18 protein-coding genes and 1 pseudogene are annotated in these 13,554 nt (G+C 73.8%); 15 read left to right on the plus strand and 4 right to left on the minus strand.

The annotated features are described in order from the left end of the window. Nucleotides 1–936, minus strand: a complete 936-nt coding sequence (gene dapD / locus AB0B41_RS07185; protein WP_358199957.1) for a 2,3,4,5-tetrahydropyridine-2,6-dicarboxylate N-succinyltransferase — start codon at nt 934–936, stop codon at nt 1–3. 119 nt (nt 937–1,055) lie between these two features. Between dapD and AB0B41_RS07190 the strand changes: the two genes are divergently transcribed. The 11 genes from AB0B41_RS07190 (at nt 1,056) to AB0B41_RS07240 (ending at nt 8,245) form a co-directional block, all read left to right on the plus strand. Next, the gene (locus AB0B41_RS07190) at nt 1,056–1,385 is read left to right on the plus strand and encodes a metalloregulator ArsR/SmtB family transcription factor (RefSeq protein WP_358199959.1); all 330 of its coding nucleotides are present in this window, start codon (nt 1,056–1,058) and stop codon (nt 1,383–1,385) included. Further along, nucleotides 1,382–1,804 carry an SRPBCC domain-containing protein gene (locus AB0B41_RS07195; protein ID WP_358199962.1) on the plus strand — a complete coding sequence of 141 codons (423 nt, stop codon included), beginning with the start codon at nt 1,382–1,384 and terminating at the stop codon, nt 1,802–1,804. Before AB0B41_RS07190 ends, AB0B41_RS07195 begins: the two co-directional genes overlap by 4 nt. A 22-nt stretch (nt 1,805–1,826) precedes the next feature. After that, nucleotides 1,827–2,900, plus strand: a complete 1,074-nt coding sequence (dapE, locus tag AB0B41_RS07200; protein ID WP_358199964.1) for a succinyl-diaminopimelate desuccinylase — start codon at nt 1,827–1,829, stop codon at nt 2,898–2,900. Between the two features lie 37 nt (nt 2,901–2,937). After that, on the plus strand, nt 2,938–3,705 hold the full coding sequence (locus AB0B41_RS07205; protein WP_358199966.1) for a TIGR00730 family Rossman fold protein: 768 nt from the start codon (nt 2,938–2,940) through the stop codon (nt 3,703–3,705). Beyond that, nucleotides 3,705–4,328 carry a TIGR00730 family Rossman fold protein gene (locus AB0B41_RS07210; protein WP_358199968.1) on the plus strand — a complete coding sequence of 208 codons (624 nt, stop codon included), beginning with the start codon at nt 3,705–3,707 and terminating at the stop codon, nt 4,326–4,328. Before AB0B41_RS07205 ends, AB0B41_RS07210 begins: the two co-directional genes overlap by 1 nt. Nucleotides 4,329–4,393: 65 nt before the next feature. Then, a complete protein-coding gene (gene folP, locus AB0B41_RS07215; protein ID WP_358200006.1) occupies nt 4,394–5,206 on the plus strand; it encodes a dihydropteroate synthase in 813 nt (270 codons plus the stop codon). A gap of 244 nt (nt 5,207–5,450) precedes the next feature. Continuing rightward, on the plus strand, nt 5,451–6,404 hold the full coding sequence (locus AB0B41_RS07220; RefSeq protein ID WP_358199970.1) for a glucosyl-3-phosphoglycerate synthase: 954 nt from the start codon (nt 5,451–5,453) through the stop codon (nt 6,402–6,404). Nucleotides 6,405–6,466: 62 nt separating this feature from the next. Continuing rightward, on the plus strand, nt 6,467–6,820 hold the full coding sequence (locus tag AB0B41_RS07225) for a DivIVA domain-containing protein (RefSeq protein ID WP_358199973.1): 354 nt from the start codon (nt 6,467–6,469) through the stop codon (nt 6,818–6,820). Continuing rightward, entirely contained in the window at nt 6,817–7,290 is a 474-nt protein-coding gene (locus AB0B41_RS07230) for an SRPBCC family protein (RefSeq protein WP_358199975.1), read from the plus strand. The genes AB0B41_RS07225 and AB0B41_RS07230 overlap by 4 nt, the downstream gene beginning before the upstream one ends. A 40-nt stretch (nt 7,291–7,330) precedes the next feature. Beyond that, nucleotides 7,331–7,906, plus strand: coding sequence for a DNA-3-methyladenine glycosylase I (locus AB0B41_RS07235; RefSeq protein WP_358200008.1), 576 nt, complete (start codon nt 7,331–7,333; stop codon nt 7,904–7,906). Between the two features lie 171 nt (nt 7,907–8,077). Continuing rightward, nucleotides 8,078–8,245, plus strand: coding sequence for a DUF3117 domain-containing protein (locus AB0B41_RS07240; protein ID WP_081923922.1), 168 nt, complete (start codon nt 8,078–8,080; stop codon nt 8,243–8,245). A gap of 44 nt (nt 8,246–8,289) precedes the next feature. Here the strand turns inward: AB0B41_RS07240 and AB0B41_RS07245 are convergent, their stop codons facing one another. Then, nucleotides 8,290–8,511, minus strand: coding sequence for a hypothetical protein (locus tag AB0B41_RS07245; RefSeq protein ID WP_358199978.1), 222 nt, complete (start codon nt 8,509–8,511; stop codon nt 8,290–8,292). A 76-nt stretch (nt 8,512–8,587) separates the two neighbouring features. On the opposite strand from AB0B41_RS07245, the gene AB0B41_RS07250 reads away from it, so the two are divergent. Then, nucleotides 8,588–9,142 carry a CGNR zinc finger domain-containing protein gene (locus AB0B41_RS07250; RefSeq protein ID WP_358199981.1) on the plus strand — a complete coding sequence of 185 codons (555 nt, stop codon included), beginning with the start codon at nt 8,588–8,590 and terminating at the stop codon, nt 9,140–9,142. A 4-nt stretch (nt 9,143–9,146) separates the two neighbouring features. On the opposite strand, the gene glgA is transcribed toward AB0B41_RS07250, so the two are convergent. Continuing rightward, nucleotides 9,147–10,307: a glycogen synthase gene (glgA, locus tag AB0B41_RS07255; protein WP_358199983.1), complete on the minus strand. Its 1,161-nt coding sequence runs from the start codon at nt 10,305–10,307 to the stop codon at nt 9,147–9,149. Between the two features lie 234 nt (nt 10,308–10,541). Here glgA and glgC point away from each other — a divergent pair, with 234 nt between their 5' ends. Beyond that, the gene (glgC, locus tag AB0B41_RS07260) at nt 10,542–11,753 is read left to right on the plus strand and encodes a glucose-1-phosphate adenylyltransferase (protein WP_358200010.1); all 1,212 of its coding nucleotides are present in this window, start codon (nt 10,542–10,544) and stop codon (nt 11,751–11,753) included. On the opposite strand, the gene AB0B41_RS07265 is transcribed toward glgC, so the two are convergent. Next, entirely contained in the window at nt 11,750–12,250 is a 501-nt protein-coding gene (locus tag AB0B41_RS07265) for a class I SAM-dependent methyltransferase (RefSeq protein ID WP_358199985.1), read from the minus strand. The genes glgC and AB0B41_RS07265 overlap by 4 nt on opposite strands. 192 nt (nt 12,251–12,442) lie before the next feature. Here AB0B41_RS07265 and sigE point away from each other — a divergent pair, with 192 nt between their 5' ends. Next, on the plus strand, nt 12,443–13,063 hold the full coding sequence (sigE, locus tag AB0B41_RS07270; protein WP_358199987.1) for an RNA polymerase sigma factor SigE: 621 nt from the start codon (nt 12,443–12,445) through the stop codon (nt 13,061–13,063). An 81-nt stretch (nt 13,064–13,144) separates the two neighbouring features. Further along, a pseudogene (locus tag AB0B41_RS07275) lies at nt 13,145–13,554 on the plus strand (hypothetical protein); the annotation flags it as partial.

Consider the following 13,554-nt stretch of genomic DNA (forward strand, 5'->3'; position numbering starts at 1 on the left):
TCAGTTCTTGTGCAGGTCCTCGTTGAGGGCGATGCCCCGGCCGGTCCGGGGGAGGGCCTCCACGGCGCCGGAGACGCTGTTGCGGCGCAGCAGCAGCCCGTCCTGGCCGGAGAGGCTGCGGGCGGCGACCGAGGTCCCGTCGGGCAGGGCGACCTTCGTGCCGGCGGTGACGTACAACCCGGCCTCGACCACGCAGTCGTCGCCCAGGGAGATGCCGATGCCGGCGTTGGCGCCGAGCAGGCAGCGCTCGCCGATGGAGATGACGGCGGTCCCGCCGCCGGAGAGCGTGCCCATGATCGAGGCGCCGCCGCCGACGTCCGAGCCGTTGCCGACGACGACCCCGGCCGAGACCCGGCCCTCGATCATCGACGAGCCCAGCGTGCCGGCGTTGAAGTTGACGAAGCCCTCGTGCATCACGGTGGTGCCCTCGGCGAGGTGGGCGCCGAGCCGGACGCGGTCGGCGTCGGCGATCCGGACGCCGGACGGGAGCACGTAGTCGACCATGCGCGGGAACTTGTCGACGCCGTAGACGGTGACCGGGCCACGCCTGCGGAGCTTGGCCCGGACGAGCTCGAAGCCCGGGACGGCGCAGGCGCCGAAGTTGGTCCAGGCGACGTTGGCGAGCAGCCCGAACTGGCCCTCGAGGCTGACCTCGTGCGGCCGGACGTGCCGCCCGGACAGCAGGTGCAGGCGCAGGTAGACGTCCGCGGCGTCGACCGGCTTGTCGGCGAGCGAGCCGATCTCGGTGCGCACCACCTGCAGCGTGACCCCGCGGTCGGCGTCCTCGCCGGCGAGCGGCGTCAGGTCGGCCGAGGTGTCGGGGGCGTCCGTGCCCAGTGCGGGGGCCGGGTACCAGACGTCGAGGACGGTCCCGTCGGCCGTGACGGTGGCCAGGCCGGTGCCGGAGGCGGGATCGGTGCGGAACTCGGTGCTCACGGGCGTCGAATGTAACCGCCCGGACCCGCTCCGCCCTCCTCCGGGTGCGGCTCGGACCGGGAAATCGGAAGCGTCGGAAAGAGTTGACATGTCGGAGATCTCCGACGCATCATGTCCTGGTGCCCGACGACGTCTTCCTCGCGCTGGCGAACCCGGTGCGCCGGCGGCTGCTGGAGCTGCTGGCGGACGGCCCGCGCACGGCGGGAGCGCTCGCGGGGGAGTTCGCGCTGAGCCGGCCGGCGGTCGCCGAGCACCTGGGCGTGCTGCGGCGCGCGGGGCTGGTGCGGGACGAGCCGGAGGGGCGGCGGCGGCACTACCACCTGGAGCCGCAGCCACTGGCCGAGATCGGCGAGTGGCTCGCGCCCTTCGAGCACTACTGGCGCGGTCGGCTGAAGGACCTCGCCGGGTTCGTGGAGAACGAGATGCCGGACGAGAGTGAGGACCGATGAAGGGCAGCCTGATCGCGGCCGTGACCGTGGACCAGTTCGTCGCCGGACCGCCCGCGAAGGTGTGGCGGGCGCTGACCGAGCCCGAGCTGCTGGCGCGGTGGTGGGCGCCGGGCGACGTCGCGGCCGAGGTCGGGCACCGCTTCACCTTGCGGATGCCGGGCTGGGGCGACGTGGCGTGCGAGGTCCTGGAGGTCCGCGAGCCGGAGCGGTTCGTCTTCACGTTCAACGGCACCTGGACGCTCACCTGGACGCTGGTGCCCGAGGGCCGCGGGACCCGGCTGGTCCTGGAGCACTCCGGCTTCGACCTCGACGACCGCCAGGGCCGCTTCGCGTTCGACCGCATGGGTCCCGGCTGGCGGGACGAGGTGCTGCCGCGGCTCGCCGCGCTCGTGGAGGAGACGGCGGACACCGCACTCTGACCCCCGTGGAACAGTAGGGCGCGTGAGCGCTCCGACCGTCGCCCTGGACCTGACCGCGGACCCCGCCGCGCTGACCGCCGCGCTGGTCGACGTGGCCAGCGTGTCCGGGGAGGAGCGGGCGCTGGCCGACGCCGTCGAGGCCGCCCTGCGCGCCCAGGCGCCGCACCTCGAGGTCCTCCGCGACGGCGACGCGGTGCTCGCCCGCACGCACCTCGGCCGCGAGCGGCGGGTACTGCTCGCGGGGCACCTCGACACCGTGCCGATCGCCGACAACGTGCCGAGCCGCCGGGAGGGCGACCTCCTCTACGGCTGCGGGACGAGCGACATGAAGGCGGGCGACGCCGTGTTCGCCCACCTCGCCGCCACGGTCGCCGAGCCGCGGCACGACCTCACCCTCGTGTTCTACGACTGCGAGGAGGTGGAGGCCGTCCGCAACGGCCTCGGCCGCCTCGAGCGGCACCACCGGGACTGGCTCGCGGCCGACCTCGCGGTCCTCGGCGAGCCCACGGACGGCGAGGTCGAGGCCGGCTGCCAGGGCACCCTGCGCGTCGAGGTCCGGACGAGCGGCCGTCGGGCCCATTCCGCGCGGTCCTGGTTGGGGGACAACGCGATCCACCACGCCGGCGAGGTCCTGCGGCGGCTCGCCGACTACGACCCGCGGCAGGTGGACATCGACGGGTGCGAGTACCGCGAGGGCCTGCAGGCCGTGCGGATCGCGGGCGGGGTCGCGGGCAACGTCGTGCCGGACGAGTGCGTGGTCACCGTCAACTTCCGGTTCGCGCCGGACCGGTCCGTCGAGCAGGCCGAGCAGCACGTCCGCGAGGTCCTCGCCGGCTTCGACGTCACGCTCACCGACTCGTCCCCCGGGGCGTTGCCGGGCCTGGCGCAGCCTGCGGCGCAGGAGTTCCTGGCCGCCACGGGCGCGACCGCGCGGGCCAAGTTCGGCTGGACGGACGTCGCGCGCTTCGCCGCGCTCGGGATCCCGGCCGTCAACTACGGCCCCGGCGACCCCAACCTGGCGCACACCCGCGACGAGCACGTCGACGTCACGGCCATCGCCCGATGCACGGACGTGCTGCGGACCTTCCTGACCTGACCTCGCCCGTTCACACCTGCTCCGTACGCTGGCGCTCATGAGCGCCAACGGGTCCGGGTCCCGCCCGGACGAGAGGCTGCGCGGTCCGGTCGTGCTGCGCCGCGAGCAGAAGATCGAGCCCACGACGACCGACCAGCGCCTGCTCGACTCGCGCGGCCCCACCGACTGGGTGCACACCGACCCGTGGCGGGTCATGCGGATCCAGGCCGAGTTCGTCGAGGGCTTCGGCATGCTCGCCGAGCTGCCCCGCGCCGTCACGGTCTTCGGTTCGGCCCGCACCCCGCGCGACCACCACGAGTACGCCGTCGGCCGGGCGCTGGGCACCGCGCTCGCCGAGGCCGGCTACGCCGTGATCACCGGCGGCGGGCCGGGCGCGATGGAGGCGGTCAACAAGGGCGCCCAGGAGGCGGGCGGGCTGTCGGTCGGGCTCGGCATCGAGCTGCCGTTCGAGCAGGGCCTCAACGACTGGGTGGACCTGGGCATCAACTTCCGGTACTTCTTCGTCCGCAAGACGATGTTCGTCAAGTACTCCCAGGCCTTCGTCTGCCTCCCCGGCGGTTTCGGCACCCTCGACGAGCTGTTCGAGGCGCTCACCCTCGTGCAGACGAAGAAGGTCACCAAGTTCCCCGTGGTGCTGCTCGGCCGGTACTACTGGCAGGGCCTCTACGACTGGATCTCCGGGCCGTTGCTCGAGTCGGGGAAGATCGGCGAGAAGGACCTGTCCCTCCTGCACCTCACGGACGACGTCGACGACGCCGTGAAGGTGGTGCACGAGGCCTACCGGGCCTGGGAGGAGGCGCACTGATGGCGGTCGACGGGACGGCGATCCAGCGGGGCGGGCGCGACCCGCACTCGGTCTGCGTCTACTGCGGCTCCTCGGACGGGGTGCCGCAGCGCTATCTGGACCTCGCCGCCGAGACCGGCGCCGCGATCGCCGCGCGCGGCTGGACGCTCGTGTCCGGCGGCGGCCGGCGCTCGATGATGGGCGCCGTCGCACTGGCCGCGCGGGAGGGCGGCGCGCGCACCGTCGGCGTCATCCCGCGGTCGATGGTGGAGCGGGAGTGGGCCGACCACGACTCCGACGAGCTGCTGGTCACCGAGACCATGCGCGAGCGCAAGGCCCTGATGGAGGCGCACGCCGACGCCTTCCTCGCCCTCCCCGGCGGGATCGGGACCTGCGAGGAGCTCTTCGAGGTGTGGTCCGCGGGGTCCCTGCAGCTGCACGGCAAGCCGGTCGTCGTGCTCGACCCCGACGGGCACTGGTCCGGCCTGCTCGACTGGGTGTCCGGCCTGGTCGAGGGCGGGTTCGCGAGCCGGGCGCCGCTGGAACGGATCGTCGTGGCACGCACGGTCGACGAGGCGCTCGAGGCCTGCGGGCCCGCGGCCGCCGCCGTCGACGGCGTATCCGTGTCACGATCGCAGGCGTGAGCACGCCCGTCCTCCCGCCGCTGCGCTTCGGCACCCGCACCCCGGCCGGCGACCGGGCGCTGGTCATGGCGATCGTCAACCGCACGCCGGACTCCTTCTACGACCGGGGCGCCACCTTCGCCGACGACGCCGCGCTGGCCCGGGTCGACGCCGCCGTCGCCGAGGGCGCGGACATCGTCGACATCGGCGGGGTCAAGGCGGGGCCCGGTGCCGTCGTCGACGTCGACGAGGAGGTCCGGCGGGTCGTGCCGTTCGTGGCCGCGGTGCGCGCCCGGCACCCGGACGTCGTGATCAGCGTGGACACCTGGCGCGGCGAGGTGGGGCGGCTGGCCGTCGCGGAGGGTGCGGACCTGCTCAACGACACCTGGCAGGGCGCCGACCCCACGCTGGCCGAGGTGGCCGCGGAGACGGGCGTCGGGATCGTCTGCTCGCACACCGGGGGAGCCGTGCCCCGCCGCCGGCCGCACCGGGTCCGCTACGCCGACGTCGTCGCCGACGTGGTCGCGGAGGTGACCCGCCAGGCCGAGCGGCTGGTCGCGCTGGGCGTGCCCCGCGAGGGGATCCTCGTGGACCCCACGCACGACTTCGGCAAGAACACCTGGCACGGCCTCGCGCTGCTGCGGCACTGCGACACCCTGGTCGCGACCGGCTGGCCGGTGCTGATGGCCCTGTCGAACAAGGACTTCGTGGGCGAGACCCTCGGCGCGGACGTGGACGGCCGGCTGGAGGGCACGCTCGCGGCCACCGCACTGGCCGCGGCGGCGGGGGCCCGGGTGTTCCGGGTGCACGAGGTCGCGGAGACGCGGCGGGTGCTCGACATGGTCGCCTCGATACGGGGTACCCGGCCCCCGGCGCGCACGGTGCGGGCCCTGGCGTAGGAACAGGCGGAGAAAGGGACCCGAATCACCCGGAAGAATGGTTTGAGCGTCCACCCTACGCCGTTCCCGGAACCGAATCGATGCTCTTAACTGCTCCGTAACCTGGTGATACCCCTGCAGTAATCGGAGCCAGAACTAATCGGAACAGCCGGAGCCCACCTCTCCGCCGTGCCCGGCCCCGCTCCATCGAGTTGTCCGTCCGTCCCCCGCGTAGACCACGCCCGAGACGCACCCGAGGAGAACCATGATGCCCATCACCGAGGACTGGTTCGCCCGTCGCACCTGGCAGACGCCCGACTGGACCGTCGACGACCTGATCGCCGCGAAGCGCGGCCGGAAGGTCTCCGTCGTGCTCCCCGCGCTGAACGAGGAGGCGACGATCGGGGCGATCGTCGCCGGCATCCGGCCCTTCACCGAGGGCGACCGGCCCCTGGTCGACGACCTGCTGGTCATGGACTCCGGGTCCACCGACGACACCATCGCGATCGCCCGCGAGAACGGCGCGCGCGTCGCGCTGCGCACGGACGTCGTCCCCCATCTCGAGCCGGTCCCCGGCAAGGGCGAGGTGCTCTGGCGCTCGCTGGCCGCCACGGACGGCGACGTCATCTGCTTCATCGACTCGGACCTGGTCGACTTCGACCCGGGCTTCGTGCCGTCGTTGCTCGGCCCGCTGCTGCTGGCCGGCGGCGTCCACCTGGTCAAGGGCTTCTACCGGCGCCCGCTGCGGCTGGAGGTGAGCGACGCGGAGTCCCTGGAGCACGGCGGCGGCAGGGTCACCGAGCTCGTCGCGCGCCCGCTGCTGTCGGCGCTGCGGCCCGAGCTCGCCGGGATCGTGCAGCCGCTGGGCGGCGAGTACGCCGGCACCCGCGAGCTGCTCGAGTCGGTCCCGTTCGCCACGAGCTACGGGGTGGAGATCGGGCTGCTGCTCGACACCGTCTCCTCCTTCGGGCTCGACGCGATCGCGCAGGTCAACCTGGGTGTGCGCAAGCACCGCAACCGCAACCTCATGGACCTCGGGGTGATGTCGCGGCAGATCACGGCCACGGCCCTGCGGCGCTCCGGGCTGCCGGACACGGGCGCCGCGCTCACCCAGTTCGTGCAGGTCGGCGGGGAGTGGGTGCCCAACAGCCGGGAGCTCGACCCCACCGAGCGGCCGCCGATGCGCACGCTCGTCGCGGCCCCGGACCAGGTCGCCTGAGCGCGACCGGCCCCACCGCGGGTCTGCTCGCGCGCCGTCCCCGCCCGTGATGTGATGCCCGGGTGGGGACCGCGCTCATCTACCTGCTCGTCGTCGCGGTGGTGGCGGCGGTGGTCTTCGTGCTCGCCGGACTGGTGTTCGGCCGCGGCGAGGAGCTGGCCCCGCTCGCCCCGGGTGCCACGCCGACGCGCCTGCCCGCCGACGCCGTCCGCGGGGACGACGTCCGCGACCTGCGCTTCCAGCAGGCGCTGCGCGGCTACCGGATGGGTGAGGTCGACTGGGTGCTCGACCGGCTGGCCGAGGAGCTCGACCGGGTCACCGACGAGCGGGACCGGGTGACCGACGAACGCGACGCCCTCGCCCTGCGGGTGCACGAGCTCGAGGCCGCCCGGCCGTGCGCGGAGGGGGATCGGTGAGGACCCGCCGCGACCTGGTCGTCGCCGTCGACGTCGCCGCCCCGGCCGCGACCGTCTGGGACCTCGTCACCGACTGGGAGCGGCAGCGGGAGTGGATCCTCGCCACCCGGGTGCGGGTGGTGTCCGGCGACGGCCGGTCCCCGGGATCCGTCATCGTGGCCGTGACCGGGGTGGGGGACGTCGGGGTCGTCGACACCATGACCGTCACGGCCTTCGAGCCCGCCCCGGAGGGCGGCGGCCGGGTCGACGTCCGGCACACCGGGCTCGTCGTGACCGGGGACAGCTCGTTCGTCGTGGCCGCGCAGGGCACGGACCGCTGCCGCTTCACCTGGACCGAGGGCCTGGAACTGCCCTTCGGCCGGCTCGGGGCGCTCGGCTGGCCCCTCGTCAGGCCGGTGACCGCCGCCGGGTTCCGGCTGTCGCTGCGCCGGCTCGCCCGGCTGGCCGAAACCGTCGGACCCACCGCGTAGCGTCCCGCCCGTGACCGTTCCCGCGCCCGTGACCGACGGGATGACCCGCTGCGGCTGGGCGACCTCCGCGCCCGACTACGTCGCCTACCACGACGAGGAGTGGGGCTTCCCGCTGCACGGCGAGCGGGCGATGTTCGAGCGGCTCACGCTCGAGGCGTTCCAGTCCGGCCTGTCCTGGCTGGTCATCCTGCGCAAGCGGCCGCACTTCCGGAAGGCGTTCGCCGACTTCGACCCCGCCGCCGTCGCCGCGTACGGGGAGAGCGACGTCGCGCGCCTGCTGGGCGACGCGGGGATCGTGCGCAACCGCGCCAAGATCGACGCGACTCTGGCCAACGCCCGCGCGGTGCTCGCGCTGGACACCCCGCTGGACGAGCTGCTCTGGTCGTTCGCCCCCGCGGAGCACGTCCGCCCGGCCACGCTCGCCGACGTCCCGGCCGTCACGCCGGAGTCGACGGCCATGGCGAAGGAGCTCAAGCGCCGCGGGTTCCGGTTCGTCGGACCCACCACGTGCTACGCGCTGATGCAGGCCGCGGGGCTGGTCGACGACCACGTCGCGGACTGCTTCCGGGCCGCCGGACCGGCCGCTCCGGAGAGCCCCGCGTCCACCCCGGACTAGCCCTGCGCGATCAGCGACAGGCCGGTTGCGCTGGGTGAACGCCACCCGATTGATCGCCTCGGTTGCGTGTCGAGATCCGCGATGGGGAAGAATGAGGGCCACCATCCCGCCTGTGCGCGCTCCCCAGCGCATCGGCGCCCTGCACGAGACGACAGACGGAGGGAGCAGGACATGGCGGCGATGAAGCCCCGGACCGGCGACGGACCCCTGGAAGTGACCAAGGAGGGCCGGGGCATCGTGATGAGGGTGCCGCTCGAGGGCGGCGGCCGCCTCGTCGTCGAGATGACGCCCGAGGAGGCCGAGAACCTCGGCGAGGCCCTCCGCGGCGCGACGGGCTGAGACCTGCTGCCCCGCACGGGCCGACCGCGGCGGTCCGGGTCTCGTCAGGCCCGGACCGCGTGCAGGTCGCGGATCCGCAGCCCCGACGCGCCCGCGACCGCCCCCCGCTCGCCCGGGAAGACGCGCTCCGGCTCGGCCGGGATCGTCAGCATCTCGATCGACACCGCTCCGCAGGCGCACCGCACGTAGCGCACCCAGCCCTCCGAGGTGTGGTGCGTGGACAACGTCGTGGCGCCTGCGGTCCGTCCGCACTGCGCACAGCGCATGAGGGTTCCCTCGATTCGGTAATATGCATCCGTCGTTGACGGCTTACTCGTCGAGGGTAGCAGGTGTAAGAGGCCAGTGGATTTCATCGGTTACCGAAGTGACGCACTCGGTGCGGCCGTCGCGCTCGTCAACACCGTGACCGCGCCGCCGCGCGGCACCGTCGAGGAGGCCGCGCCGCCGGACCAGCTGCGCCGTGTCCTGGTGGAGCACGGGTACATCGCCGGGCGGGCGCCCGCGTCCGTCGAGTCCGACCTGCGCGGGTGGGCCGGGCGGCTCCGCACCGTCTTCGACGCCGAGGACCTCGACACCGCCGCCGCCGCGGTGAACGCGCTGCTCACGGACGTGCGCATCGGTCCGCACCTGACCCGGCACGACGGGCAGGGCTGGCACCTGCACTACTCGCCGCCGGACGCCGCCGTGCTCGACCGCGTCCGCTCCACCACGGCGTTCGCGCTCGCGATGCTGCTGTCCGAGTACGGCCTCGACCGGCACGGCCGGTGCGCCGCGGACGGGTGCGAGCGGGTCTTCGCGGACACCTCGCGCAACGCCGCCCGCCGCTACTGCTCCCCGTCCTGCGCCAACCGGTCCGCGGTCGCCGCACACCGGGCACGTCAGCGCTCCGCGCGCTGAGCGCTCACAGGGCCCGGTAGATGGCGACCGTGCGCTCGGCGGCGGTGGACCAGGCGAACTCCCGCACCGCCCGCTCCCGCCCGGCCCGGCCCATCGCCGCGGCCCGCTCCGGGTCACGGACCAGCTCGTTGATCGCGGCGGCGAGGCCGCTGCGGAAGGCCGGGACCGCGTTCTCGTCGTAGCGCACGAGCAGCCCGGTCTCGCCGCCGGCCACGACCTCCGGGATGCCGCCGACGTCCGAGGCCACGACGGCCGTGCCGCAGGCCATCGCCTCGAGGTTCACGATCCCCAGCGGCTCGTAGACCGAGGGGCACACGAACACCGTCGCGGCCGACAGCAGCTGCCGGACCTCCGCGGTGCCCAGCATCCGCCGCACCCAGATCACGCCGGGCCGGGAGGCGGCCAGCTCGCCGACCGCCTTCTCGGTCTCCTCGGCGATCTCCGGGGTGTCCGGCGCGCCCGCGCAGAGCACGATCTGCGCCTCCTCCGCGACGTCGTGCGCCGCCGCGATGAGGTGCGCCAGCCCCTTCTGCCGGGTGATCCGGCCGACGAACACCACGCTCGGCCGATCCGGGTCCACCCCGTTCGCGACGAGCGCGTCCCGGCCGGGGTCGGGCCGGTAGAAGTCGGTGTCGATCCCGTTGTGCACCACGTGGACCCGGGTGGGGTCGAGCGCGGGGTAGCACTCCAGGACGTCCCTGCGCATGCCCTCGCTGACCGCGATCACGGCGTCCGCGGCCTCGTAGGCGGTCTTCTCCACCCAGGACGACAGGGCGTACCCGCCGCCGAGCTGCTCGGCCTTCCACGGCCGCCGCGGCTCCAGCGAGTGCGCCGTGACCACGTGCGGGATGCCGTAGAGGGTCTTGGAGAGGTGGCCGGCCATGTTGGCGTACCAGGTGTGCGAGTGCGCGATGTCCGCGCCCTCGACGCCCGCGACCATCGTCAGGTCGGTGCCCAGCGTCTGCAGGGCGGCGTTCGCCCCGGCGAGCCCACCGGGCGTCGGATAGGCCCGGACGCCGTCGCGCGGCGGCCCGTCGGGGGAGCCGAAGCAGTGGACGTCGACGTCGACCAGCGCGCGGAGCGCCGGCACGAGATGGGCGACGTGCACCCCCGCCCCGCCGTAGACGTCCGGGGGGTACTCCCGGGTGAGCAGACCGATCCGCACGCGGGCACACGCTATCGGTAGATCCGTCCCGGCACAGCACGGAGCAGCGCGGAGGAGTCCCTTCCCGTGTGGCCGGGTACACCCCTGGCGCACTAGGGTTCAGGCTCGAGACGCCCCGGCGCCGACAGGGTGGCCGGCAGGACCGTCGACCCGGTCCCCGACACGGGACCGGGGTGCGACGAGGGACGGGGGACAGCGGTGACGACCTCCTCGCGGATGCTGGGTCCGGGTGGGATGCCCGCCAACGTCCTGGGCATCGTCCTGGCGGGGGGTGAGGGCAAGCGGCTCTGGCCGCTGACGGCGGACCGGGCCAAGCCCGCGGTGCCGTTCGGCGGGAACTACCGGCTGATCGACTTCGTCCTGTCGAACCTGGTCAACGCCGGGATTCACCAGATCTGCGTGCTCACCCAGTACAAGTCGCACTCGCTAGACCGGCACATCTCCACCACCTGGCGGCTCTCGAGCGTGCTGGGGCAGTACATCACCACCGTCCCGGCGCAGCAGCGGCTCGGCCGGCGCTGGTACACCGGCAGCGCCGACGCGATCTTCCAGAGCCTCAACCTGGTCTACGACGAGCGGCCGGACTACATCGCGGTCTTCGGCGCCGACCACGTGTACCGCATGGACCCGGGCCAGATGATCGCCCAGCACGTCGCCACCGGCGCGGGCGTCACGGTCGCGGGCATCCGGGTGCCGCGGATGGAGGCCAAGGCCTTCGGCTGCATCGACTCGGACGAGAGCGGCAAGATCGTCGGGTTCCTGGAGAAGCCGTCGGACCCGCCGCACGTGCCGGACGACCCCGAGGTCACCTTCGCCTCGATGGGCAACTACGTGTTCACCACGGACGCCCTGATCGACGCCCTGCGCGCCGACGCCGAGGACGGCGACTCCGACCACGACATGGGCGGGGACATCATCCCGCGCATGGTCAAGGACGGGGACGCGCACGTCTACGACTTCGCCGACAACGTCGTGCCGGGCGCGACGGACCGGGACTCGGGCTACTGGCGGGACGTCGGGACGATCGACGCCTACTACGACTCGCACACGGACCTGGTGAGCATCCACCCGGTCTTCAACCTGTACAACATGCGCTGGCCGATCCGCACGGCCACGCCGCCGCTGCCGCCCGCGAAGTTCGTCGACGGCGGCATCGCGCAGGACTCCATCGTCGGCGCGGGCACGATCATCTCCGGCGCCATCGTGCGCCGGTCCACGGTCAGCCCCGGCGTCACGGTGCAGAACGGCGCGGAGGTCTCGGACTCGGTCGTGCTGCCGGGTGTGCGGATCGGGCGGGGCGCGGTGGTGCGCCGGGCGATCCTGGACAAGAACGTCGTGGTGCCCGACGGGGCGCTGATCGGCGTGGACCTGGCCCTGGACCGGGCGCGGTACACCGTCAGCCCCGGCGGGGTGGTCGTGCTGGGGAAGGGCGTGACGGCGCTCTAGCGACGCGTCGCCACCAGCAGGCTCCCGGCCAGCGGGAGGACCGCGGACACGAGCTGCTCGTCCTCCTCGGCGGCCCGGACGGTCTCGCGCAGGTCCGGGTCCTCGGCGTCGGCCAGGACGACCACGCCGCCCGGACGCAGCAGCCGGACGGCCTCGGCGAGGTAGGCGCCCGCGTCCCCGTTGTGGGCGTGGACCACCACGAGGTCGTAGCCGCCGTCCGTGAGCCGGGGGAGCACCTCGAGCGCCAGCCCGTTGATCAGCCGGAGCCGGCCGGGGGAGTGCCCCGCGTCGAGGAAGGAGCGGCGGGCCGTGCGCTGCAGCTCGGGGTCGACGTCGATCGTGGTGAGGGTGCCGCCGGGCGCCATCCCGCGCAGCAGGTGCAGCCCGCTCGCGCCCGAGCCGGTGCCGATCTCCACCACGGCCCGGGCCTCGGTCGTCGCGGCCAGGAAGGCGAGGAGGGTGCCTGTGTCGGCCGCAGTGCTCTCACCGGCGGTCATGGTCGAAGAACATACTGGTCGCCCGGGTTCACAGGTTCTTCTCAGACGACTATCACGCTCCTGTCACCGGGCTCAGCCATGGTGGTGGCGTGGGACCGGGGTCGTCGGTCCCACGCCGGGGCCGGGAACCATCCCCGCCGGCCCGACGTTGACCGGACGGCACGACCCGCCGCAGGAGGTGCGCTCCCCGCCATGACCGACCGACCGGCCACCGTGGGATTCGACGACGTGTCGGGTTCCGCCGAGGGGAACGACTGGACCCCGCCGAGCTGGGACGAGGTCGTCCGGGAGCACGCGGACCGGGTCTACCGGCTCGCCTACCGGCTCACGGGCAACCCGCACGACGCCGAGGACCTCACGCAGGAGACCTTCATCCGGGTCTTCCGCTCCCTCGCGAACTACCGGCCCGGCACGTTCGAGGGCTGGCTGCACCGCATCACCACGAACCTGTTCCTCGACATGGTCCGCCGCCGCGCCCGGCTGCGCATGGAGGGCCTGCCCGAGGACACCGACCGCCTGCCCGGCGGCGGCCCCGAGCCGGAGGACGTGTTCTCCGCCACGCACCTGGACCCCACGCTGCAGGCCGCGCTCGACGAGCTGGCGCCGGAGTTCCGCGCCGCGGTCGTGCTCTGCGACGTCGAGGGCCTCTCGTACGAGGAGATCGGCGCCACCCTCGGGGTCAAGCTGGGTACCGTGAGGAGCAGGATCCACCGCGGCCGGGCGGCGCTGCGTCAGGCGATCGAGCGTCGCCGCGCGTCGGAGAGCACGGAGAGCACGGAGGGTCGCGAGCTGGTGGCGGCCGGGGAGAGGTAGGAGTTCATGGCCGACGCGCGTCGGAGGTTCGGACGGAGCGCCCCGAACTGGGGTGTCGACCATCTGTCGCAGGATGCGGTGGTGGCCTTCGTCGACGACGAGCTCTCCCTCGCCGCGCACGAGCGGGCCGCCGCCCACGTCGCCTCCTGCGGGGAGTGCGCCGCCGAGGTGGTCGCCCAGCGCCAGGTGCGCTCGGCCCTGCGGACGGCCGACGAGCCGCACGTGCCCTCCTCCCTGCTCTCGATGCTGCGGAACATCCCGCAGGAGGCCGAGCTTCCGCCCCCGCCGCCCGGTCTCGCCATGACGGCGGACGGCCAGATGGTGTCGGTGCTGCGTCCCGAACGGATGCCCGACGCGCACCCCGGCTCGTCCACCACGCCGCCCGCCTCCTCGGTGCGGCGCACCCCCGACCTGACCGGCCGCCTCGCCGGGCCCGCCGGCCTCGGGGGCGGGCACCTGCCCCCCACGCGCGGGCGGCGCCTGCGGGTGGG

The organism is Pseudonocardia sp. NPDC049154, assembly GCF_040648315.1.
Classification (GTDB): Bacteria; Actinomycetota; Actinomycetes; order Mycobacteriales; family Pseudonocardiaceae; genus Pseudonocardia.